This is a genomic window from Streptomyces sp. NPDC027189, assembly GCF_055566975.1.
This window is the reverse complement of sequence record NZ_JBVHRI010000008.1, coordinates 151111-173895: the sequence shown is the minus strand read 5'-3', so window position 1 is coordinate 173895 and position 22785 is coordinate 151111. Positions and strand designations below refer to the sequence as shown.

Genomic DNA, 22785 nt, shown 5'->3' with positions numbered 1-22785 from the left:
CTTTCCGCTCTGGTCCTGCTCGGGACCGCAGTCCGCAGGCTCATCGTCCTCGAAGACTCGATCAACGGCGGCCCGGGGGTCAGCCCCTCGTTCCGGTCAGCACGGCACGGGCGATACCGGTGAGATTGCCCTGCGCGACGAGGATCTCCCTCCGGTTCGATCCGTCGAGATCGGCCGCGTAGACGTTTCCGCCCAGGTCGGTCACGTACATGCGGCCGGCGTCCAAATCGAGGGCGAGGCCGATGCCTTCCATCAGGTGGGTCAGCAGGATCTCGGACGTCCGCTGCCCGCCCGGAGGATCCATCGGCGAGCGGTTCACGCTGTTGCCCCGCGGCGGGTCCCCGCGATCCGTCCAGTACAGCATGCGCTTCGCGAGGTCGAGCTCCAGGTCGATCGGCTCGGGCAGCCCCTCGAACAGCACCTCGATGTCGCCGCGTTCGGCCACTCCCTCCCCGGCGGGCAGGTCGATTCCGGCCCGCAGGATCTTCCCTAGTCCCGCGTCGCTCGGGCCCTTCTGCGTCCAGTAGAGGTGTCCGCCGACGGTGTCGACGGCGACTCCCACGCACCACCGGGTCTCGTCGCGACGGTCGTCCTCTCCCTGTCCCGTCTGCACGAGGGTCTCGACGTGCGAGCCGTCGAGGTCGCAGCGCATCACGCGCATACCCTCGCGATCACCCCAGTACAGCTTCCGGCCGGCGGCCTCCAGGTGCAGCTGCTTGGGGGTGTGCGTGACGCCGCTGGGGACGATCGTCGTCCGGTTGCCTCCGTCCAGGTCCACGCGCTCGATCGAGCCGTCGTTCTCCGGCGGAATACCCATGTTGGTCCAGTAGATGTACCCGGCCACGACATCGACGGCGACCCCGTCGGGGATCCTGCACTCGGTGACGAGAAACTTCTTGTCGGAGCCGTCGGGGTTCACGGAGAACAGCCGGCCGCCACTGCTGGCCTCGAGCACGAACAGTCTTTCCTGATGCTGCGTCACGGTCCCTCCTTCGTCTCGGGACCGGCTGCGGCACTCGGACCGGACGGGTCGTACTGGGCGCGCACGGCGAGCAGGGCCGAGAGCATCGCGTCGCGCCGGGCGGCCAGATCGTCGACCGAGTGGCCGTCCGCCTCCTCCAGGACACCGTTGACGATCTGCTCCTTGAGCTCGGGCGTGAACCTGGGGGTGCCCAGTTCCTCCCAGGACGCCACCATCCGCGGCATGAGGGTGTCCATGAAGTGCTGGATGCCGCCCTCTCCTCCGCCGAGATGCCACAGCAGATGGGGGCCCATGACACCCCATCTCAGCCCCGGCCCCCAGGACACCGCGTCGTCGGAGTCCACCACGTCGAGCACTCCCTCCTGGACCAGGTACACGACCTCGCGGTACAGCGCGGCCTGGATGCGGTTGGCGACGTGCCCGGGAAGCTCCTTCTTGAGGTGAATCGGCTTCTTGCCGATCGCGGCGTAGAACGACATGGCATCCCGGATCGTCTCCGGGGCGGTTTTCGTACCGCCGACGACCTCGACCAGCGGGACGATGTGCGGGGGGTTGAAGGGATGACCGATGACGGTCCGCTCCGGACGCCGGCACTCGGCCTGGATGACGCTCATCGTGATGCCGGACGAACTCGACGCGATGATCGCGTCCGGCGGCGTGGCGTCGTCGATGTCGGCGAACAGCCGCACCTTGAGCTCCGGGCGCTCCGGCGCGTTCTCCTGCACGAAATCCGCGTCCGCGACGGCCTGCCGCAGGTCCGCGGTGAACCTCAGGCGATCGGGCGAGGCTCCGGGCGCGAGGCCGATCGAGGCCGCCGCGTCCCACGCCGCCTCCACGTACGACCGCAGGGCCGCCTCCGAGGTCGGGGCGGGGTCGGTCGCCGTCACGTCGAAGCCCCGGACGAGATAGTGCGTCGCCCAGCTCGCACCGATCGTGCCGGTGCCGACGATCGCCACGCGGTGGACGGGTGTGTGCGTATTCATGGCTGGTCACTGCTCCTGGAAGTCGGACACGGGCGGTGGGGCAAGGGAAGCGGCCGGCGTGGCGGCCATCAGCGGCCGTGCCAGACGGGGGCACGCTTCTCGGCGAACGCCCGCGCGCCCTCTCGCGCGTCCTCGCTGGAGAACACCCCACTCGTGATCTGGTCCTGGCGGGTGAAGGCGTCACTCTCGTTCAGGCCCTGCGTTTCGCGCAGGACCTCCTTGACGGCCGCCAGCGCCAGCGGTGCGTTCCGCGCGACGCGCTCCGCCAGTTCCCGGGCCACGTCCAGCGCGGTGCCCGGTGGGGCCAGCTCGTTGACGAGGCCGTACTCCCTGCCTTCGGCGGCGGTCAGCGGCTCGCCGGTGAGCAGTACGCGCGCGGCGACGTGGTAGGGAAGGCGGCGCGGCAGCCTGACCAGTCCGCCCGCCGCCGCCACGAGACCGCGCGTGACCTCGGGAAGCCCGAACCGGGCGTCTTCCGCGGCGACGATCAGGTCGCAGGCGAGCACCATCTCGAAGCCGCCGCCGAGCGCCCAGCCCTCGACCGCGGCGATCAACGGCTTGCGCACCGCCGTGCCGGTGAGCCCGCCGAATCCCCGGCCGGGGATCACCGGCAGCTCCCCCTTGGCGAATGCCTTCAGGTCCATGCCGGCGCTGAACACCCCGCCCGCGCCCGTGAGGACGCCGACCGCCAGCTCCGGGTCCGCGTCGAGCAGATCCACGGCCGCCGCGAGCTGTACCGCGGCCTCGTGGTCGACGGCGTTCTTCTGGGCAGGGCGATTAAGGGTGATGGTCAGCACGCCGCCGCGGCGCTCGTGGAGCACCGTGTCGGAGGCTTCGGACGCCGTGCTCATCGCGGCGCCTCCGCTTCCGTCGCGCCGGGAATCGCTCCCTTGGCGCGTAGCTCGGCGATCTCGGTGAGGCCGAATCCCAGCTCGGCGAGGATCTCGTCGTTGTGCTCGCCCAGATCGGGCGCTCGCTTCGCCGGCACCTTCGGCACCCCTCGGAGGTTGACCGGACTGTTGATGGTTTCCTCCAGCCCGCTGACTCCTTCCAGGGGTACGACGATGTCGTTCGCGCGCAGCTGCGGGTCCTGCGCGGCCTCCTCCGGCGTCTGAATGAGGCTGTAGGTGACGCGCTCCCGGCCCAGGGCGTCCTTCCAGTGGGCGAAGGGCTGCGTGCGGAACTCGGCGTCGAGCAGCTCGCTCAGCGCGGCGGAGTTCTTGACGAAGCCCTCGACGTCCGCGAAACGGGGATCCTCGAGCAGCTCGGGGTGCCCGATGGCCCGCGTCAGTCCCGGCCAGTGCGGGGGTGAGGCGACCAGCATGAACCACTCATCGTCCGCGGTCCGGTAGGGGTTGATCAGCGGGTTCGCCGGCGCCTTCCGGTCGTGCAGCTCGAACGGTGTGCCGCCGGCGAGCGCGCCGGCCACGAGCGTTCCCGTGGCCCAGACGCCCGCGGCGAGCAGCGACGTCCCGACACTGGCTCCTTGTCCCGTGCGCTCACGGCGGTAGAGGGCGGTCACGATCGCCGCGTAGATGGCGATCGCCGACATGTAGTCGCCGCTGCCCCAGACCGGCACCGTCGGCGGGGCTCCCGCGTCCCGGGTGGAGGCCAGCAGCCCGCTGCGCGACCAGGCGGCGGTCAGATCGAAGCCCGGCTGCCCGGCGTCGGGGCCGGAATCCCCGAAGCCGGTGATGTCGGCGTAGACGACCCGCGGGTTCCAGCCCGCGACCTCGTCGTAGCCGAGGTGCAGCTTCTCGCGCGTGCCGTGCGGGAAGTTGGTGATCACCACGTCGGCCCACTCGACGAGGCGCTTGAGGACCTCGGTGGCAGCCGGTGACTTCAGGTCGATCACCATGCCGCGCTTGTTGCGGTTGGCGAGGTGCCAGCTGTAGTTGGCCTGCGCCCGGGGGCTGGGCGGCACGGAGCTGAGCCGTCGCTGGGGGTCGCCCGTTCCCGGCGGCTCGATCTTGATGACGTCCGCTCCGAAGTCGGAGAGCACGGTGGCCGCGGCCGGTCCCGCGATGAAGCTCGACGCGTCGAGGACCTTCAGGCCGGTGAAGACGGATTCGATGGTCATCGTCATCACCTCACGAAGGCGCTCAGGCCGTCGGTGACGGCGCGTCCGACGATGAGGGTCTGGATCTCGCGCGTGCCCTCGTACGAGTAGATGGCCTCGGCGTCGGCGACGAAGCGGCCGACCTTGTAGTCGAGGAGGATGCCGTTGCCGGCCAGCAGTTCCCGCGCCCACCCCACGTTCTCGCGCATCCGCACGGTGCAGTAGGCCTTCGCCAGGGCGGACTGTTCATCCCGGAATACCCCGGCGTCCTGCAACTGGGCCAGGCGCGTCATCATCCCGCACGAGGCCGTGGCGTTGCCGAGCATCTTCACGAGCAGGTCCTGCACGAGCTGGAAGCCCCCGATCGGGCGCCCGAACTGTTCCCGTTCCTTCGCGTACTGCAGCGCGATCTCGTAGGCGGCGAACATCACGCCCACCGCCTGCCACGCCACGCCGCTGCGTGTCTGGCGCAGGATCTTGGCGGTGTCCTTGAACGAGTTCGCGTTCTGCAGCCGGTTGGCCTCCGGAACGCGGCAGCCGTCGAGCACGATGTCGGCGTTCTGCACGATCCGCAGCGCCATCTTGTTCTCGATCTTCGTCGCCGTGAACCCGGGGGTGTCCTTCTCCACGACGAAGCCCAGCACATGACGGGTCTCGACATCACGGGCCCAGATGACGACCAGGTCGGCGAACGTCGCGTTGCCGATCCACCGCTTCGCGCCGTCGAGGATCCATGCGTCGCCGTCGCGGCGCGCGGTCGTCTGCAGACCGCCGGCCACGTCGGAGCCGCCGTGCGGCTCGGTCAACCCGAAGGCGCCGATCTTCTCGAAGCGGCTCATCGCCGGCAGCCACCGCCGCTTCTGTTCGTCGGAGCCGCAGGTGAGGATGGTGCCCATGGCCAGACCCGTGTGCACGCCGGAGAACGTGGCCACGGACGCGTCGACATGCGCCAACTCCAGCGCGAGGAAGCCCGCGAGGAGGTTGCTCGGCCTGGATTCCGGGGAGTCCGGGTCGGCCCAGTCCATAAGACCGAGCCTCCCGAGGCCCTCGACCAGCTGGAAGGGGAACTCGGCCCGGGCCCAGTGGTCGTCGACGATCGGCGCGACCTGCGTGCGGAGGAACTCGCGGACGGACTCGAGTCGCTCCCGCTCCCCGTCCGACAGCAGTTCCTCGTAGGCGAAGAAGTCGGCGGGCAGCAGCCCTTTGTCCAGGTAGGGACCGGATGGTGTCGGCAAGGTCGTTGCGCCGCTCATGGCAATCTCCCTCAAGCGCTGTGGGACGTGGCTCGGAGATCCGCGCCCATCAGCGGCTCTCCGCACCCGGCGTATCGGTTCCCCGGCGTGATTGAACGCGGATCCGGGGCCGGTCCCACGGACCCGCGCCGCGCAGTGGGTGCCGTGTCGCCGCAGTCCACCCCAGTGGCCGTCGCCGCCGGTGCGGGAGTGGTGAGGCGGGGCTGTGAGGGCTGGCAGAACGTCATGCCGGAAGCGGCGATGGAGCAGCCGCTGCCGGTGGGCAAGAAACAGGTACGCGAAGGCCGCGCCCACCTGGACATGGTGTGCGCGGCTTCTTCGTAGGCGCGTAAACGCTTGCGCAAACGTTTGCGCAAAGGCTTACGCGCCATGGGCATTCATAGACACATACGGCGCTTACGCGGCCACCTCGGCAGCAGCCGCGCGCCCCAGCGCGAACACCCGTGCCGCCTGCGCGATCCGACGCCCGAGGTGCTCGGCGGTGGCGATGTCGGCCTTGTGCACGGTCTCGGGACCTTCGTCGACGTTGGTCTGGGCGGCGGCGCCGGCGAAGACGCCGAGACGGTTGAGGTCGTGCTCGGAGGCGGAGCTGCTGTTCCAGCCGGGGTGCAGACCGAGGTTGATCCAGTTCATGCCGTGCTGCGCGGCCAGGATCTGGAAGAACTGCAGGGTGTGCAGCTTGTCGCCGCTCTTGGAGCCGGAGTTGGTGAAACCGGCGGCGAGCTTGTCCTTCCAGTCCTGCCCGAACCAGCGCTTCGAGGACGCCTCGGCGAAGACATGGAAGGCGCCCGACGCGGTGCCCATGTAGGTCGGCGAGCCGAAGACGATCGCGTCGGAGGCGTCGAGCAGCTCCCACTCGGCGTCGGTGATCTCGTCGACCTTGACCAGGTGGACCTGGGCGCCGGCCTCGACGGCACCGGAACGAACGGCCTCGGCGAGGACAGCGGTGTGACCGTAGCCGGAGTGGTAGGCGACGGAGACGACGGGGGTACTCACGATGGGGACTCCTCTGACGGGGGGCAATAACCAAAGGAAAGCACCACCTTTTAGTTAGTGCAACCTTCTGGCTAGCGCTGCGCCGGAGTATGGTGAGCTCATGAAGCCCAGCGTGCGGACCGCCGAGAGCGGTGAGTGTCAGGACCTCGCGTACAACGTGTTCGCGAGGAGCTGCCCCTCCCGGGGCACGCTGGAGCACGTCACCGGACGCTGGGGGGCGCTCACCCTCGGCGCCCTGCACGAGGGCTCGCTCCGCTTCAATGAGCTGCGCCGCCGCGTCGACGGTGTGAGCGAGAAGATGCTGTCGCAGACGCTGCACGCGCTGGAGCGCGACGGCCTCGTGCACCGTGACGCACAGCCGACGAACCCGCCCCGCGTGGACTACGAACTGACCCCGCTCGGGCGCGACGTCGCCGAGCGCCTGATGACGCTCATCCAGTTCGTGGAGGGCCGCATGGACGACGTGCTCGAGTCGCGTCAGCGTTACGACGCGACGCGAGGCGCCCTCTGACACTGCGGGCAGAAGTAGCTGGAGCGGTTCATCCAGGCGCGCCGCCGCATCGGAGTGCCGCACCGTCGGCAGGGCTCACCCTCGCGCCCGTACGCGTCGAGCGAGCGGTCGAAGTAGCCCGACTCCCCATTGACGTTGACGTACAGGCTGTCGAAGCTGGTGCCGCCGGCGGCCAGGGCGTCCTTCATGACGTCGCGGATGTGGCCGAGGAGCTCGGCGGTGCGCGGCCGGGTGAAGGCGGCCGTGGGGCGTTCGTAGTGCAGCTTGGAGCGCCAGAGCGCCTCGTCCGCGTAGATGTTGCCGACTCCGCTGATCAGCGACTGGTCGAGCAGGGCGCGCTTGATCGTGGTACGCCGCGCGCGCAGGGCCGCGTGGAACGCGGCATCGTCGAACAGGGGGTCGAGCGGGTCGCGGGCGATGTGCGCGATGACGTCCGGCAGGCCGTCCGGGGTGTTCTCGTGCAGGGAGAGCCCGCCGAAGGTGCGCTGGTCGACGAAGCGCAGCTCGGTGCCCTGGCCGTCCTCGAAGCGGATCCGGACGCGCAGGTGCTTCTCGTCCGGGACGTCCTCCGGCTGCACCAGGAGCTGGCCGCTCATGCCGAGGTGCGCGAGCACCGAGTACGGGGAGTCGTCGAGGGGCAGCCACAGATACTTGCCGCGCCGCATGGCCTCGCCCACGCGCTGCCCGGCGAGGGCCTTCGCAAAGCCCTCGGGCCCCGCCAGATGCCGCCGTACGGCCCGCGGATGCCGCACCTCGACCGTCTTCACGACGCGCCCGCTGACCCAGCGCTCCAGGCCCCGCCGCACGACTTCGACCTCGGGCAACTCGGGCACGGAACTCCTCCGAAGGGGGCGGGACACAGGGCGATGCCCGCAGCGTACCGCGCGGTCAACTGGGGGCAGCCGGGCGGCCGTCGGGCCTCCCGTCCATACACGAGCCCCGCCGCAGCGTGATTGCGCTGCGGCGGGGCTCGTGTACTGCGCTACTTCAGTTGTGAAGGAATCAGGCCGTGGCCGGGTCGCTCGTCGGGGCCGAGGGGGTGTCGGCGGACCCCTCGGCGTCCTGGGCCGCCTGCTCAGCGGCCTGAGCCGCCTGGTCGGCGGCCTTGGCCGTCTTCGCGCGTTCGTCCGCGGCGGACCGGATCGCACGCCACGCGGACTCCGCGGCCTGCTGCTCCGCTTCCTTCTTGCTGCGGCCGGTGCCGGTGCCGTACGAGACGCCTCCGACGCGGGCGGCAGCAGTAAAGGTCTTCTCGTGGTCCGGGCCGGTCTCCGAGACCAGGTACTCGGGCACACCGAGTCCCTCGGTCGCGGTGAGTTCCTGGAGACTGGTCTTCCAGTCCAGTCCCGCGCCCAGATTCGAGGACTTCTCGATCAGCGGGTCGAAGAGCCGGTGGACGAGCTCGCCCGCCGCGTCCAGACCCTGGTCGAGATAGACCGCGCCGATCACCGCTTCAAGGGTGTCGGCGAGGATGGATGCCTTGTCCCGGCCACCCGTGCCTTCCTCGCCCCGGCCGAGCCGGATGAAGGAGCCGAGTTCGAGGCCGCGGCCCACTTCCGCCAGCGCACGCGAGTTGACCACCGCGGCCCGCAGCTTGGCCAGCTGGCCTTCGGGCAGGTCGGGGTGGGTGCGGTACAGCGTGTCCGTGACCACCAGGCCGAGCACGGAGTCCCCGAGGAACTCCAGACGCTCATTGGTCGGCAGACCGCCGTTCTCGTATGCGTAGGAACGGTGGGTGAGCGCACGCACCAGAAGGGCGGACTCGAGCTTGTACCCGAGCCGCCCTTCCAGAAGCGTGTGGGACGAGGCTGTGTTGTCCGCCTTGTTCTTGGCGTTTGAGTCCGCCTTGGCGTCAGACATCAGACCTCTCACCAGCCGCTCAGACCTCGAGGACCTGGCGCTTGTTGTAGGTGCCGCAAGCGGGGCAGGCGATGTGCTGCTGCTTGGGCTCGTGGCAGCGCTCGCACGCAACCAGGGTGGGGACCGCAGCCTTCCACTGCGACCGGCGGTGGCGCGTGTTGCTGCGCGACATCTTCCGCTTCGGAACAGCCACGGCTACTTCTCCTGCTTCTCGTCGACGCCCGCTTCGGCGCCGCTCATCTCGTCCTTCTCGCCATCTTCGAGTGAACCGGCGAGTCCCTGCAGTGCCGCCCAACGGATGTCGACGGCATCATGGTGGTGGTCCCGGTCGTCCGCGAGCCGGGCTCCGCACTCGGAGCACAGGCCGGGGCAGTCGTCCTGGCACACCGGCTGCATCGGCAGTGCGAGCACCACCGCATCACGCAGCACGGATTCGAGGTCGAACAGGCCGTCCTCGAGGAAGAGCCTGTCCTCGTCTTCCTCGGCGTCGTCGGCCGGTTCCGCTTTGGGGCGGCCCCGGTCATCGGCGTCAGGGTACGAGAACATCTCCTGGAAGTCCGCTTCGAGCTGCTGCTCAAGCGGCTCCAGACACCTTACGCACTCCCCCTCGGCCTGTGCACGGGCGGTGCCTGTGACAAGCACACCTTCCATGACCGACTCGAGGCGGAGTTCGAGCTCCACCGGGGCGCCTTCCGGCACTCCGATGACTCCCTGGATCCCGAGATCCTTGGGAGCGTCGATCGTGCGGGTCAAGCGCTGCAGCGCGCCAGGACGCCGCCCCAGCTCGTGTGTGTCGAACACGAGAGGGTTGCGGTGGTCGAGGCGGGTGTTCAGAGCCATTCCTGCTTTCGATCTTCGAAGCCCAAGGGGACGCGGCCCCTGGTGTTCCGTGGGCAGCGTTGATCGCGGACGTACGCGCGACCGAAGAGCCAGGATACTGGACCTTTCGCTCTCGGCCCAATCCGGTGCGCGCTGCAGGTCCCGCGCACCCGGCGTACGCCCCTTGCCCAGAGCCCGGCCGCGCCCCGGACTCCGTGCCCGCCGCGCCCCGGACTCCGTGCCCGCCGCGCCCCGCGCTCAGTGGCCGCCGCGCCCCTGCTCGTACGCCCGCAGCTGCTCGGCGCTGATCATGCTGGTGTCGAAGAGGCTGGTCTCGTCCAGCGCGTGCGCCTGCGAGTCCAGCGCGTGCGCCTGCGGCTGGGCGTAGGCCTGCTGCCCGCTCTGGTCGTACGCCTGCTGCTGGTCGTAGCCCTGCTGCTGCGGGTAGGCGGCGTACGGATCGGCCTGCTGATAGCCGTACGCGTCCTGCTGGGCGTACTGCTGCTGATAGCCGTACGGATCGGCCTGCTGCTGGTACGCGTAGGCGTCCTGCTGCCCGTAGGACGGCTGAGCCGGTACCTCGGGCGTCTGGACGGCCTGCTCGGGGGCGTCGGAGAGCTCCGCGAGGCCGGCCAGGTAGTCGGCGTCGCTGGTGTGCTGGACCGTCGTCCCGTCGTCCGTGAGCAGGCCCAGGTCGTCGCTGGCGATCCGGCCGTGCAGCTTCTGCCGGCCGCGGCCGACGGCCTCCAGGGTCTTGGCCAGGACGGCCTCGAAGGCGCCGAGCTTCACATCGACGTATTCGTCGGCGTTGCGGCGCAGGGTCTCCGGGTCGTGGCTGCGCTCCGGGGCGTCCTCGTCCTCGTACCCCTGCTCGTCGACCCCGGGGCCGGTGCCGAGGAGCTTCTCGCGGCCGCGGCCCACGGAGCCGAGGGTCTTGGTGAGGACGACCTCGAAGTTGGCGAGCTTGGAGTCGACGTAGTCGTCGGCCTCCGCGCGGATCTCCTCGGCCTCCTTGCGGGCCTCGTCGAGGATGCGGTCCGCCTCGTTCTGGGAGCGGCGGGCGACCTCGGTGTCGGAGATCAGGGAGCCGCGCTCGGCGTGCGCGGACTGGATGATCCGCTCGGCCTCCTGACGGGCCTGCTCCACCATTTCCTCGCGGCCGCCGATCAGTTCCTCGGCCTGGGCGAGGGAGCCGGGCAGGGCCTGGCGCACCTCTTCGAGCATCGAGAGCAGCTCGGCGCGGTTGACCACGCACGAGGCCGACATGGGCATGGAACGGGCGCTGCCGACCGTCGACACGATCTCATCGAGCTTCTTCTGCACGTCCACCGTGTGCTCGCCACTCTCTACAGCTGTGATGGAGACGGACGGATCGACTGTACGGCCACTCCTGCCCCGCCCGACACCGGGTGACGGACTGTCAGGGGTTCAGCCCTGGCCGAGCCGCCCCTTGAGCGCCTCGAGGACCACCGGTGGCACCAGGTGGGAGATGTCGCCGCCCCAGGTCGCGACCTCCTTGACCAGTGAGGACGACAGGAAGCTGTAGGTGGGGCTGGTCGGGATGAACAGCGTTTCGACGCCCGAGAGGCCGTTGTTCATCTGGGCCATCTGGAGTTCGTAGTCGAAGTCGCTGACCGCGCGCAGGCCCTTGACGATCGCGGGGATGTCACGCTGCTTGCAGTAGTCGACGAGCAGGCCGTGGTAGGCCTCGACCTGGACATTGCCGTACTCGGCGGTGACCTCGCGGATCAGCTCGATCCGCTCGTCGACGGTGAACAGGCCCTTCTTCGCCTGATTGATCATCACCACGACGTGCACGACGTCGTAGAGCCTGGAGGCGCGGGCGATGATGTCGAGGTGTCCATTGGTGATGGGGTCGAATGACCCCGGACAGACGGCGCGGCGCAACTGTGGTCCCTCGCTCTCCGGTCCGGTCATCGTGCGTCTTCGCACGTAGAGGCGGCGCGACCGTACCAAAACGTCCCCTCGCCGTAACGACGGGCCCGGAGTGCTGCAAAGCCGTCCGGCCACCGGAATTCGCCACCTCTGGTGCTGCGCTCCACGGTGACCAGGGCTTCGGCCGCTAGCCAGCCCTGCGCCCGGAGTGTGAGCAGAATCTCGCGAAGATCGTCGTCCGAGACGACGTAGGGCGGGTCCAGGAAGACCAGGTCGTACGGGTCTGCCGGCGCCGGTTGCTGGATGATCTGCTCCGCTTTGCCCGACCTGACCTCGGCGCCCGGAAGACCCAGCGACTTCACGTTCTCGCGGATGACCCTGGCCGCGCGGGCGTCCGCCTCGACGAGCAGGGCGTGTCCGGCGCCGCGGCTGAGTGCCTCCAGGCCGACGGCGCCCGAACCGGCGTACAGGTCGAGCACACGCTCCCCCTCCAGCGGGCCGCCGAGCAGGGACTGCCAGGTGGAGAAGAGGCCCTCGCGCGCCCGGTCTGAGGTGGGCCGGGTGCCGGTGCCCGGTGGGACGGCTAGGCGGCGTCCGCCGGCCGCGCCGGCGATCACGCGGGTCATCTCGGGTCCTTGTTCGAGGGGATGGTTACGGCTCCAGTCTGGCAGGCGGGGGTGGGAGGTGCTTTGCGTCGGGGCGGCCGCGGGTTCGTTCTGGTTGCTCGCGCAGTTCCCCGCGCCCCTTTCCGGGGCGCTGTCATCACCCCTTGTCCAGGTACTGCTCCCTCTCCTCGTCGAGCAGGGCCTGGAGAGCCGTGCGCAGTCCGGGGAGCCGCTCGAGATCCGGGTCGGCGGCCACCACCGCCGCGGCCTCCTCGCGGGCCTCGGCGATGATCTCCTCGTCGTCGATGACGGCGAGCATGCGCAGCGAGGAGCGGACGCCGGACTGGGCCTGGCCGAGGACGTCGCCCTCGCGACGCTGTTCCAGGTCGATGCGGGAGAGCTCGAAGCCGTCGAGCGTGGACGCCACCGCGTTCAGCCGCTGGCGGGCCGCGCTGGCCTCGGGCATCTCGCTGACCAGCAGGCAGAGTCCGGCGGCCGAGCCCCGGCCGACCCGTCCGCGCAGCTGGTGGAGCTGGGAGACGCCGAACCGGTCGGCGTCCATGATCACCATCGCTGTGGCATTCGGCACATTCACCCCGACCTCGATGACGGTCGTCGCCACCAGGACGTCGGTCTCGCCCGCGGCGAAGCGGCGCATGACGGCGTCCTTGTCGTCGGGCTGCATACGGCCGTGCAGGACTTCGACCTTGAGGCCCTGGAGGGGGCCCTTGGCGAGCTGGTCGGCGACATCGAGGACGGCGAGCGGCGGGCGCTTCTCCGCCTCGTCCTCGGGGGACTTCTTCCTGGTCTTCTTGGGGTCGTCCTCCTCGTCCCCGATACGGGGGCAGACCACGTACGCCTGATGGCCGTTGTCCACTTCCTCACGCACGCGCTCCCACGCGCGCGCGAGGAAGTGGGGCTTGTCCGCGGCCGGGACGACATGGCTGGCGATCGGAGAGCGGCCCGCGGGGAGCTGGTCGAGGACGGAGGTCTCCAGATCGCCGAAGACGGTCATCGCCACGGTGCGCGGGATGGGCGTGGCGGTCATGACCAGCAGGTGCGGTGGCTGCCTGCCCTTGCCGCGCAGGGCGTCGCGCTGCTCGACTCCGAAGCGGTGCTGCTCGTCGACCACGACCAGGCCCAGGTCGTGGAACTGCACCTTGTCCTCGATCAGCGCATGTGTGCCGATGACGATCCCGGCCTCGCCGGTGACCAGATCGAGCAGCGCCTGCCTCCGGCCGGCCGCACCCATGGAGCCCGTGAGCAGCACGACCTTGGTGGAGTGCTCGGCCCCTCCGAGCATGCCGCCCTCGGCCAACTCCCCCATCATTTCCGTGATCGACCGGTGGTGCTGCTGGGCGAGCACTTCGGTGGGGGCGAGCATCGCGGCCTGCCCGCCCGCGTCGACGACGGCGAGCATGGCGCGCAGGGCCACCATTGTCTTGCCGCTTCCGACCTCACCCTGGAGCAGCCTGTGCATCGGGTGCTCGGTCGCGAGGTCGTCGAAGATCTCCTTGGAGACCTTCTGCTGGCCCTCGGTGAGGGTGAAGGGCAGCTTGGCGTCGAAGGCGCTGAGCAGGCCGTCCGGCTTGGGGGTGCGGGCCACTGCCGGGAGCTGCGCGTCGGCGTGGCGACGGCGGGCCAGGGCGACCTGGAGGACGAAGGCCTCGTCCCACTTCAGGCGGGCACGGGCGTCGTGGATGTCCGCCTTGGTGTGCGGGCGGTGGATCTTCAGGAGGGCCTCGGGGAGGGCGACCAGGCCGCGGCCCTCCCGGAGGGAGTCCGGGAGGGGGTCGACGGCCTCCTGGGCGCTCGGCAGCACCGTCTGCACCGACTTGGCGATCTTCCAGGACTCCAGCTTGGCGGTGGCCGGGTAGATCGGGATGAGCGCGCCCGCCCAGGAGTCGACGGTCTCGGCTGCGTCGTCGCCGTCGCCGCGCAGCAACTCGTACGCCGGATGGGCAAGCTGGAGGCGGTGGTTGAAGACGGAGACCTTGCCGGAGAACATCGCGCGCGTGCCGGGCAGGAGGTCCTTGTGGGGCTTGTGCACGCCGTTGCCGAAGAAGACCAGCTGGAGGCGGCCGCTGCCGTCCGTGATGGTCACTTCGAGGCGCTGGCCCTTGCCGCGGGGAGCCCTGGACGAGGCGAAGGTGTGCAGGCGCGCGTCGGCGACCTGGGCGACCACTGTCACATGCTCGTCCATGGGCAGGTCGGCGAGGTGGGTGAGCTGCCCGCGCTCCTCGTATCTGCGCGGATAGTGGTGCAGCAGATCGCCGACGGTGTGCAGGCCGAGGTGCTCGGCCATCACCTTCGCGGTGGCGGGACCGAGCACCTTCTTCAGTGGTTCTTCGAGCACGGGCACGAGATCCATTGCACACCACTGGACTGACAATGCCGTATACGTCCCGGAAATCCGCTGGTCAGGCGGGTCGTTCCGGGCCTAGGATGGCTCGCTCCGGCCCTCTTCGCGGTCACCGTCCGCCGGGACCGCCCGACCCCGCGCCGTCGCCCGTCCCCCCACCCACCGGCGCAGCGACGATGGACTCCCAGACTTCACAGCCATCACAGGCACCCCAGTCACCTCATACGTTCCAGGTCGACCTGCGCGGTTTGGTGGACCTGCTCTCCCATCACCTCTACTCCAGTCCCAAGGTCTATCTGCGCGAGCTGCTGCAGAACGCGGTGGACGCGATCACCGCGCGGCGCGCCGAGCAGCCGGACGCGCCGGCCACCGTGCGCCTGTACGCCGAGGGCGGCGCCCTGCGAGTGGAGGACTCCGGTGTCGGGCTCACCGAGTCCGACGTGCACAACCTCCTCGCGACCATCGGCCGCAGCTCCAAGCGGAACGACGCTCTGGAGTCGGCCCGTTCCGACTTCCTCGGGCAGTTCGGCATCGGGTTGCTGGCGTGTTTCGTTGTCGCCGAACGCATCCGGGTCGTCAGCCGCAGCGCGCGGACGCCCGACGCGGCACCCGTGGAGTGGACGGCGGCCGACGACGGCTCGTACACCGTGCGCACGCTGCCGCACGAGGCGCGCTCCGAACCGGGCACCACCGTGCACCTGGTGGCGCGCGCCGGGGCCGGCGAGTGGCTGAGCGAGGAGCGGGTGCGGTCGCTGGCGCGGGACTTCGGGTCGCTGCTGCCGTACGACGTACGGGTCGGCGACGAGGTGATCGCGGACCTTCCGGCGCCCTGGGACCGTCCTTATCCGAGCCCCGCCACCCGAAGGGTGGCCCTGGTCCGGCACTGCCACGACCTGTTCGGCTTCACGCCGCTGGACTCGATCGACCTGGACGTGCCGCTCGCCGGGATCCGAGGCGTGGCGTACGTCCTGCCGTCCGCGGTCAGCCCGGCCCAGCGTGCCGGCCACCGGGTGCACCTGAAGGGCATGCTGCTCACCGAGCGGGCCGAACAGCTGCTGCCCGACTGGGCGTTCTTCGTGCGCTGCGTCCTCGACACGGACAGCCTGCGGCCCACCGCGTCACGGGAGTCGCTGTACGAGGACGAGACGCTCGCGGCCGTACGGGAGGCGCTGGGCGAACGGATTCGCGCCTGGCTGACCGGGCTCGCGGCAGGCGATCCGGAGCGGCTTGCCGCCTTCCTTTCGGTGCACTACCTGGGCGTGAAGTCCCTTGCGCGGCACGACAAGGAGATGCTGCGCACGATGCTGCCGTGGCTGCCCTTCGAGACGACCGACGGGCGGCTGTCCCTGGAGGAGTTCGCGCAGCGGCACCCCGTAGTGCACTTCACGCGGACCGTGGAGGAGTACCGGCAGGTCGCGCCGATCGCCTCCGCACAGGGCATCGGGGTGATCAACGGCGGCTACACGTACGACAGCGAGCTGATCGAGGCACTGCCGTCCGTGCGCCCGGGGACGGCCGTGTCGGAGCTCGACGCCGACACCGTGACGGCCCACCTGGACGCGGTCGACCCGGCAGAGGAGCTGGCCCTGTCGGCCTTCCTGGCCGCCGCGCGGGCCAGACTCGACCCCTTGGGCTGCGACGTGGCCCTGCGCGCCTTCCACCCGCTGTCGGTCCCGGCGCTGCACCTGGACGACCGGGCGGCCCGGCACGAGCAGGCCCGCGCGGAGGCCGAGGAGCAGGCCGACGACCTCTGGGCGGGCATCCTCGGCTCGCTGCGCGGCAGCGCCCCACGCGCGCGCCTGGTCCTCAACCACCTCAACCCGCTGATCCGAAGGATCAGTTCACTCAGCGACCCGGAGCTGATCGGCACCGCCACGGAGTCCCTCTACGGGCAGGCCCTGCTGATGGCCCAGCGCCCGCTGCGGCCCGCGGACTCCGCGCTCCTCAACCGCGCGTTCATCGGCCTCCTGGAGTGGGCCACGCACACCGATCCAGGGAAGGACGACCGCCGATGAGCAGCCAGGCCATGGACTTCGACACCCTGCGCCAGGCGATGGCGGACAACTACGAGCAGCCGGAGGGCCCCGCCCGCAACGCGCGCGCGGAGCAGCTGCTCGTCGAGGCCGAGAAACTGAACATCCCGCTCGCCGTGATCGAGGCGCTCGGACACCAGCTGAAGGTCTACAACTACAGCTCCGAGAAGGACAAGATGTTCGTCCCCTTCGCGCGCCTGCTGCGCATGTGGGACGAGCGCCCCGAGGACTTCGACGAGTACGAGATCCACTCCCTGCACTGGGTCTTCAAGTGGATGTCCGCCGGAATGCTCGACCAGCCGCACATTCCGCTCGCCTCCATAGAGAAGTGGCTCGGCGAGATGGAGCACCGCTACCGGCTGGCCGGTCACTCCGAACGGGCGGTGCGCGGCGCCGAGTTCAGCGTCGCGGCCCACTTGGGCGACCTGGAGCGCGCCGAGCGGGCCTACGCCGCCTGGCTGGCCGCCGACCGGGACAGCATGGCCGACTGCCACGCGTGCGAGCTGCATGGCCAGGGCTGGTGGCGGGCGGAGCGCGACGCGGACACGGAGGCGCTGGAGCTGTGGCGCCCGGTCCTGGAGGGCGAGTACACCTGCGCCCACGAGCCGCACACCGTTCTCGCCTCCTCCCTGCTCCCCCTGCTGCGGCTGGGACGCGTCGACGAGGCGCGCGGCCATCACCTGCGGGGCTTCCGGCTGGTGCGCGCCATGGAGAGCATGCGCGGCGCGTACGCGGACCACGTGGAGTTCTGCGCGCTCTCCGGCAACGAGGCACGCGCCCTGGAGCTGCTCGCGGAGCGGCCCGCGTACTTCACGGACTCCGGGGACCCGCGCAGCAAGCTGGACTTCATGGCGGTGGTGGCCCTCCTGATGGACCGCCTGACGTCCCTCGGGCTCGGCGATCAGACGGTCCCGGGACCTGCCGGACGGGCGTGGACCGCGGGTGAACTCGCCGTCCACGCGCGCGGGGAGGCCCTTTCGCTGGCGGCGCGCTTCGACGCGCGCAACGGCACCCCGTACGTCAGTGAGCGCGCCCGTGCGCGGATGGATCAGCCGCCGCTCGTGGACCGGCTGCCACTGGGCGTGCGCTCCACACGCCCGGCGCGTACCCTCGTACCGGCGCCGCACACGAGCGCCGTCGCGCGACCGGCCGCCGAGCCGGAGCTGTCCGCGCTGCTCGCCGAGGCCCGGCGGCTCTCGGCCCTGCGGAGCCCCGACGCCGTCGAGGCGTGGGCCACGGTCTCGCGGGCTGCCGAGGGCCACGAGCTGGATGTCCGCGATCGCGCGGAGATGGCCGATCACGCGGCGATGGGCCGCGGTCCGGAGGGCATCGAACTCTTCCACCGCGCGGCCGAGTTGTACGCCGAGGCGGGCGACCCCGGCGAGGCGCTCGCCGCCCGCGCCCGCGCCGCGTACGTCCACGCCCTGTCCGGCGCGACCGACGAGGCCCTGGCGGCCGTCTCAGAGCTGTACGAGAAGGTGCTCGCCCTCTTCGCGGAGGGCGGGACAGGGGTGTCTCAGACGGCGTCCGTGCTGGTGGGGCGGTCGCGGATATTGATGCACCGCCTGGATGAGGCCGGGGGTGAAGCGGAGGCCATGGGCGTTGTGGTGACCGGCGCCGAGGAGGCCGCGCAGGAGTTGCTGGCGCTCGCCGAACCGCACGTCGCGGACGACGTGGCGTTGGCCTCCCGGGCGGCGGAGGCGCAGGCGATGCTCGGGGAGCTCGCGGCGCGTTCCGGGGACGCCGAGGCGGCCGCGGAGCTGCTCTCGCGGGCCGTGCAGACGTTCGTGGCGGCCGGGCTGCCGTGGTTCGCCGTCGAGTACGACTCCCGGCTCGCCGGGATCGCCCTGCACCTCGGCGACACGGAGGGTGCGGAGCAGGCGGCGCGCGCGGCGCTGGACCATGGGGGGACGTACCTGGAACCCATGGGTCAGGCCCAGCTGCACCTGCAGCTCGCCGAGATCCTCGGCACCACGGGGCAGTTCCGGCCCGCCGCGGAGCACGCCCTGGAGTCCGCGCACTGGGCCGACGAGGCGGGCGAGGCCGGCACGCTCGGCGCCTGGGCCCGGCACCAGCTCGGTGGTTTCCTGCTCCGTCAGGGGCGGTGGGCGGAGGCCGCCGAGGTGCTGGAGTCGGCGCTGCCCGATCTGACCGCCGAGATGCACGGCGACGGAGCGATCGTGCAGACGCGGTGGTGGCTCGGCGACTGTCTCACGGAGCTCGCCGAACACCGCGAGGCCGCCGAACACTGGCTGCGGGCCGCGGACATCGCCCGGCACTGGCCCGAGCAGCGCGACCACGCGATGCTCGCGCATCTCGCCGCCGAGGCCCTCGGCCACGCCGGGCTGACCGCCCAGGCGGACCAGGCGTACGCCCGAGCCGGCGACCTCTGGCGCGCCCTCGGCAACGTCCACGGGCTCGTCCGGTCGCTGCGGGCGCGTGCGTGGGCCACAGCTCGTACGGATGCGGGGCTCGACGGGGCGCGGGAGTTGATGTCTCTGGCTGTGCGGGAGTGCGAGTCGGCGGTCGAGGGGGCGTCAGCCGCCCCTGGTTCGCTGTCCGAGTCGCCGTACGGCTCGGCGTCCGACTCGACGGCTGGCTCGTCGGCCGGCTCGTCCGAGGACGACGACGTGCGTCGTCGCCTCGTCGCCGAACTCGGCCACACCTACCGCCAGTTCGGGGACCTTGTGGCCCGGTCCGTGCCCGAGGACGAGGACTCGGACGAGGCTGCCGGCCAGGGCGCGTTCGAGGAGGCCTTGGCCCACATCACTCAGGCGATCTCGGTGTTCGGCTCCCTCGGGGACGATGCGCTTGATGCCCGGACCGGTGCCGAACTGGCCGCCGGGTGGCTGGAGGCCGACCTTCGGCGTCCCGCCGCGGCGGGGGTACGCGCGCGTGCGGTGCTGTCCGCGTGCGCGGGGGTGGAGGGGGAGACCGCGGAGGCCCGGCGCGCTGAGGCGGAGAACTTGCTGGGGCTGGTGGGGGCGCAGGAGGAGCGGTGAGGTGACGGGGGCGGTGTGGTGCGTTTTGCCCCCTCCGCCGCTACCCGTCCCGTACCTGGGGGCTCCGCCCCCAAACCCCCCGTGTCGCGCTTCGCGCTCGTCCTCAAACGCCGGACGGGCTAAAACTTTCCAGCCTCGGCCGGCAGGATCAGCCCGTCCGGCGTTTGAGGACGAGGCCGTTCAGGCCGAACGGGGGTTTGGGGGCGGAGCCCCCAAGAGACGGGAGCGGGTAGGGGCGGAGGGGGCGAAAACCCGGAACTCGCCCCGCACACGCGCAGCCGCTACTCAACCCCGATCAACAACAACGCCCCCTGCCGCCCACCCCGGTACACCACCGTGTCCACCGCCAGGTACGACTCCCGCACCCGGGATTCGAGATGCGCGGCGATGGCTTCGGGAGCCTCGTCGCCGAGGACGAGGGTGACCATTTCGCCGCCGGCGGCGAGCATGCGGTCGAGGACGGTCTCGGCGGTGCCGGTGATGTCTGAGCCGATCACGGCGACATCGCCGTCGATGAGGCCGAGGACATCGCCGGCCTGGCAGATGCCGGCCATGGTCCAGGACTGCCGCTCGGCGACGGCGACCTCGGCGTAGCGCGTGGCCCCGGCCGCAGAGGTCATGGCGACGACGTCTTCGTCGAAGCGACGCTCCGGCTCGTGCACGGCGAGTGCGGCGATGCCCTGCACGGCGGACCGGGTCGGGATCAGCGCGACCCGGACGCCCTCCGCGCGGGCCTGTTCGGCAGCCGCGGCCGCCGTGTGCCGCAGGTCCGCGTCATTCGGCAGGAGCACCACCTCGCGCGCGTGGGCACGCCGTACGGCCTCGACGAGCTCCCCGCTGGCGGGCGGCTCCCCGGGCCGCGCGAGCACGGTGGTCGCCCCGGCCTCCGTGTACAGCCCGGCCAGACCCTCACCGGGCACGACGGCCACGACGGCGCGCTGCGCCCGCTCCCGGGGCGGCCGCCCGGCCGCGCCCGCGGTGTGGACGTCCCCGAGCCCGAAGTGCGTGATCCTGATCCGGTACGGCCGCCCGGCCTCGACGCCCGCCTCCACGGCGGCGCCCGCGTCGTCCACGTGTACATGGACGTTCCACAGCCCGTCACCGCCCACCACGACGAGGGAGTCCCCCAAGCCGTCGAGCCGGTTCCGCAACCGGGCCACCGCCGCGTCGTCAGCCTCCAGCAGGTAGATCACCTCGAAGGCGGGCCCCCCTTCCTCCGGTGCCCCGTCCCCACACACCTCGGGATGCGCGTCGGCGACACCGGTCACGGACTCGACCACGCGCGCGTGGACCTCCACAGGCGCCAGCGCCCCCGGCGCCTCCCCCGTGAACGTCTCCACCAGCGCCGCCAGCACGGCCACCAGCCCCCGTCCGCCCGCGTCGACCACACCGGCGCGTTCCAGGACGGCCAGCTGCCCGGGGGTGGCCGCGAGGGCCGCCCGCGCACCCTCGTACGCCGCGCGCGCGACCGTTCCGCAGTCGCCCTCGGCGCCGGTGACCGCGTCGGCGGCGGCCGAGGCGACCGTGAGGACCGTTCCCTCCACGGGGTGTGCGACCGCCTGGCGCGCGGAGTCCGCGGCTTGCCGGAGGGCGAGCCGGAGGCCCTGGCCGTCGGTGTGGGCGGTCTCACTGTCGGCGGCGAGCACCTGTGCCATGCCGCGCAGCAGCTGCGCGAGGATGGTCCCGGAGTTGCCGCGGGCCCCTATCAGCGCTCCGTGCGCCATCGCCCGCACGGCGTCGGCGACGGTGGGCCGCCCGGCCCCCGCGGACGCGGCGTCATGGCCCGCATCGGCCTCGCTCGGGTCGGCGACGGTCTCGTAGCCCGCGAAGACCGCCTCGACCGCCGCGGCAGCCGACTCGACCGTCAGATACAGATTCGTCCCGGTGTCTCCGTCGGCCACCGGGTAGACATTGATCGCGTCGATCTCCTCGCGCGCCCGTCCCAGCGCCTCCAGCGCGAGCCCGCACCAGGTGCGCACCGCGAGAGCATCCAATGTCTGCGGCACCTGCGGCACCTGCGCCTCCTTGAGCTGCTGGACGTGGGACGCAGCGTAGACCCAGGACGGATTACTGCCGGTAGGGGGCCCTGAGGAGGGCCGGAGCGGGGCCCGGGGCAGCCATGGTAGTTTCGTTCTCCGGACGCAGTCGTTGTATGCTGCTCCAGTTGCCCGATCCAATCGGGCCTTCCCCCTGGCACCGCCACTCAGATCCTAGATCTTGATCCCGGCATGCCGGGATCAACCGTAAGTGCATCTGAAGTCTTTGGAGTGACCCGTGGCTGCCAACTGCGACGTCTGCGGCAAGGGGCCGGGCTTCGGCAACAACATCTCGCACTCGCACCGCCGTACGTCCCGTCGCTGGAACCCCAACATCCAGCGCGTCCGTACCGTGGTCGGCGGGACGCCGAAGCGCGTGAACGCTTGCACCTCGTGCATCAAGGCCGGCAAGGTCTCGCGCTGACAACCGCTAGCGCGCGGCCACTGCTGGTTCGCTTGCACTGAGCCGGTCCACCTCACGGTGGGCCGGTTTTTTGCTGCCCGGCTCATTTCCGCCCCGGGTTCTCTTCCGCCCCGGGTTCTCTTCCGCCGCGGGTTCTCTTCCGTCCCGGTTCTTTTCCACCCCACGCGGTTCTCACGCGCGCGTAGACCCCGTTTTCCCCCCGTCTCCGCGGGACCTGCCAGAATCTGCCCAATGCGCTTCGGCATCCTGGGCCCCCGCGAGATCCGCACCGAAGACGGCAACCCCCTGGACCCCGGTGGCCCCCGCCCGCGCGCCCTGCTCACCTTGCTCCTGTTGGACGCGGGGCGCACGGTCTCCGCGAAACGGCTGACGGACGGCCTGTACGGGGCCGATCCGCCGACCGGGGCCGCCAACGCTCTCCAGTCCCAGGGACAGCGTGGAGTACGTCTTCGGCGACTCGATCGCCACGCTCACCGAGTCCCCCGAAGGCGTCGACGTCACCTCGAACGCGGCGCGCCCCGCCGATTCGACCTCGTCGTGGGCGCCGAAGGACTGCACTCCCCCACCCGCCGTCCGGCCTTCGGGAACGAGTCCCGTTACCTGCGCTTTCTCGACCACTATGTGGCGGGCACCGCGTTCGCCGAGTACGAGACGCGGATCCGGGACTTCCCCAAGGGCTGCCAGAAGATCTCCGGCAATGCCGGCCCGTTCTTCGCCCCGCCGACCTTCGCCCCGCCGACCGAGCGGCGGATCCGCGGCCGCGACCGGACGTACCGGATCCTCAGCTCCCGCCCCCTGGCCCGCTAGCTCCCGCCCCCTGGCCCGCTTCTTCAAGAAGCTCACCGAGAAGACGGCCACCGACATCAAGCTGCGGGAGTACCCGCGCACGTAAACGCTTGCGCAAGCGTTTGCGCACGCGCTTGCGCGCGCCCCGCACACACAGCGCTCCCTGGCGCACCCGCCG

At 70.9% G+C, this 22785-nt stretch carries 20 protein-coding genes and 1 pseudogene; 6 read left to right on the top strand and 15 right to left on the bottom strand.

The annotated features are described in order from the left end of the window. Positions 1-79: 79 nt before the first annotated feature. The 5 genes from ACZ4RZ_RS21540 to ACZ4RZ_RS21520 form a co-directional block, all read right to left on the bottom strand. The gene (locus ACZ4RZ_RS21540; RefSeq protein ID WP_467746700.1) at positions 80-982 is read right to left on the bottom strand and encodes a 3-hydroxyacyl-CoA dehydrogenase; all 903 of its coding nucleotides are present in this window, start codon (positions 980-982) and stop codon (positions 80-82) included. Further along, positions 979-1965 (bottom strand): 3-hydroxyacyl-CoA dehydrogenase NAD-binding domain-containing protein, encoded by a 987-nt coding sequence (locus ACZ4RZ_RS21535; protein WP_467746698.1) that lies wholly within the window; start codon positions 1963-1965, stop codon positions 979-981. Before ACZ4RZ_RS21535 ends, ACZ4RZ_RS21540 begins: the two co-directional genes overlap by 4 nt. Positions 1966-2033: 68 nt before the next feature. Next, positions 2034-2816, bottom strand: coding sequence for a crotonase/enoyl-CoA hydratase family protein (locus tag ACZ4RZ_RS21530; RefSeq protein ID WP_467746696.1), 783 nt, complete (start codon positions 2814-2816; stop codon positions 2034-2036). After that, positions 2813-4045 (bottom strand): CaiB/BaiF CoA transferase family protein, encoded by a 1233-nt coding sequence (locus ACZ4RZ_RS21525; protein WP_467746694.1) that lies wholly within the window; start codon positions 4043-4045, stop codon positions 2813-2815. The genes ACZ4RZ_RS21530 and ACZ4RZ_RS21525 overlap by 4 nt, the downstream gene beginning before the upstream one ends. Positions 4046-4050: 5 nt before the next feature. Next, complete coding sequence (locus ACZ4RZ_RS21520) at positions 4051-5277, bottom strand: acyl-CoA dehydrogenase family protein (RefSeq protein ID WP_467746693.1); 1227 nt, start codon at positions 5275-5277, stop codon at positions 4051-4053. 144 nt (positions 5278-5421) lie between these two features. Between ACZ4RZ_RS21520 and ACZ4RZ_RS21515 the strand changes: the two genes are divergently transcribed. Next, positions 5422-5601, top strand: a complete 180-nt coding sequence (locus tag ACZ4RZ_RS21515) for a hypothetical protein (protein ID WP_467746691.1) — start codon at positions 5422-5424, stop codon at positions 5599-5601. Between the two features lie 72 nt (positions 5602-5673). On the opposite strand, the gene ACZ4RZ_RS21510 is transcribed toward ACZ4RZ_RS21515, so the two are convergent. Continuing rightward, a complete protein-coding gene (locus tag ACZ4RZ_RS21510; RefSeq protein ID WP_467746689.1) occupies positions 5674-6273 on the bottom strand; it encodes a flavodoxin family protein in 600 nt (199 codons plus the stop codon). A gap of 100 nt (positions 6274-6373) precedes the next feature. Between ACZ4RZ_RS21510 and ACZ4RZ_RS21505 the strand changes: the two genes are divergently transcribed. Then, positions 6374-6784, top strand: a complete 411-nt coding sequence (locus tag ACZ4RZ_RS21505) for a winged helix-turn-helix transcriptional regulator (protein ID WP_467746687.1) — start codon at positions 6374-6376, stop codon at positions 6782-6784. Here ACZ4RZ_RS21505 and mutM read toward each other — a convergent pair. From mutM to recG, 8 genes are all read right to left on the bottom strand, one after another. Continuing rightward, positions 6757-7617 carry a bifunctional DNA-formamidopyrimidine glycosylase/DNA-(apurinic or apyrimidinic site) lyase gene (mutM, locus tag ACZ4RZ_RS21500; RefSeq protein ID WP_467746685.1) on the bottom strand — a complete coding sequence of 287 codons (861 nt, stop codon included), beginning with the start codon at positions 7615-7617 and terminating at the stop codon, positions 6757-6759. The genes ACZ4RZ_RS21505 and mutM overlap by 28 nt on opposite strands. 169 nt (positions 7618-7786) lie before the next feature. After that, the gene (rnc, locus tag ACZ4RZ_RS21495; protein ID WP_467746683.1) at positions 7787-8644 is read right to left on the bottom strand and encodes a ribonuclease III; all 858 of its coding nucleotides are present in this window, start codon (positions 8642-8644) and stop codon (positions 7787-7789) included. Between the two features lie 19 nt (positions 8645-8663). Beyond that, positions 8664-8837 (bottom strand): 50S ribosomal protein L32, encoded by a 174-nt coding sequence (rpmF, locus tag ACZ4RZ_RS21490; RefSeq protein WP_028802425.1) that lies wholly within the window; start codon positions 8835-8837, stop codon positions 8664-8666. A gap of 2 nt (positions 8838-8839) precedes the next feature. Next, complete coding sequence (locus tag ACZ4RZ_RS21485) at positions 8840-9484, bottom strand: YceD family protein (protein WP_467746681.1); 645 nt, start codon at positions 9482-9484, stop codon at positions 8840-8842. Between the two features lie 237 nt (positions 9485-9721). Beyond that, positions 9722-10792: an ATP synthase F0 subunit B gene (locus tag ACZ4RZ_RS21480; RefSeq protein ID WP_467746680.1), complete on the bottom strand. Its 1071-nt coding sequence runs from the start codon at positions 10790-10792 to the stop codon at positions 9722-9724. A gap of 99 nt (positions 10793-10891) precedes the next feature. Next, positions 10892-11371 carry a pantetheine-phosphate adenylyltransferase gene (gene coaD / locus ACZ4RZ_RS21475; protein ID WP_467746971.1) on the bottom strand — a complete coding sequence of 160 codons (480 nt, stop codon included), beginning with the start codon at positions 11369-11371 and terminating at the stop codon, positions 10892-10894. Between the two features lie 26 nt (positions 11372-11397). Then, positions 11398-12030: a 16S rRNA (guanine(966)-N(2))-methyltransferase RsmD gene (gene rsmD / locus ACZ4RZ_RS21470; RefSeq protein ID WP_467746969.1), complete on the bottom strand. Its 633-nt coding sequence runs from the start codon at positions 12028-12030 to the stop codon at positions 11398-11400. A 91-nt stretch (positions 12031-12121) separates the two neighbouring features. Then, positions 12122-14335 (bottom strand): ATP-dependent DNA helicase RecG, encoded by a 2214-nt coding sequence (gene recG / locus ACZ4RZ_RS21465; protein WP_467746678.1) that lies wholly within the window; start codon positions 14333-14335, stop codon positions 12122-12124. 167 nt (positions 14336-14502) lie between these two features. Between recG and ACZ4RZ_RS21460 the strand changes: the two genes are divergently transcribed. Both ACZ4RZ_RS21460 and ACZ4RZ_RS21455 read left to right on the top strand, forming a co-directional pair. After that, the gene (locus ACZ4RZ_RS21460) at positions 14503-16341 is read left to right on the top strand and encodes an HSP90 family protein (RefSeq protein ID WP_467746677.1); all 1839 of its coding nucleotides are present in this window, start codon (positions 14503-14505) and stop codon (positions 16339-16341) included. Beyond that, entirely contained in the window at positions 16338-19361 is a 3024-nt protein-coding gene (locus ACZ4RZ_RS21455; protein WP_467746675.1) for a tetratricopeptide repeat protein, read from the top strand. The genes ACZ4RZ_RS21460 and ACZ4RZ_RS21455 overlap by 4 nt, the downstream gene beginning before the upstream one ends. 281 nt (positions 19362-19642) lie before the next feature. Here the strand turns inward: ACZ4RZ_RS21455 and ACZ4RZ_RS21450 are convergent, their stop codons facing one another. Then, on the bottom strand, positions 19643-21376 hold the full coding sequence (locus tag ACZ4RZ_RS21450) for a DAK2 domain-containing protein (RefSeq protein WP_467746674.1): 1734 nt from the start codon (positions 21374-21376) through the stop codon (positions 19643-19645). A gap of 259 nt (positions 21377-21635) precedes the next feature. On the opposite strand from ACZ4RZ_RS21450, the gene rpmB reads away from it, so the two are divergent. Together rpmB and ACZ4RZ_RS21440 are read left to right on the top strand one after the other, a co-directional pair. Further along, positions 21636-21821: a 50S ribosomal protein L28 gene (gene rpmB / locus ACZ4RZ_RS21445; RefSeq protein WP_003993230.1), complete on the top strand. Its 186-nt coding sequence runs from the start codon at positions 21636-21638 to the stop codon at positions 21819-21821. A 427-nt stretch (positions 21822-22248) separates the two neighbouring features. Then, a pseudogene (locus ACZ4RZ_RS21440) lies at positions 22249-22713 on the top strand (hypothetical protein); the annotation flags it as partial. Between the last annotated feature and the right edge of the window lie 72 nt (positions 22714-22785).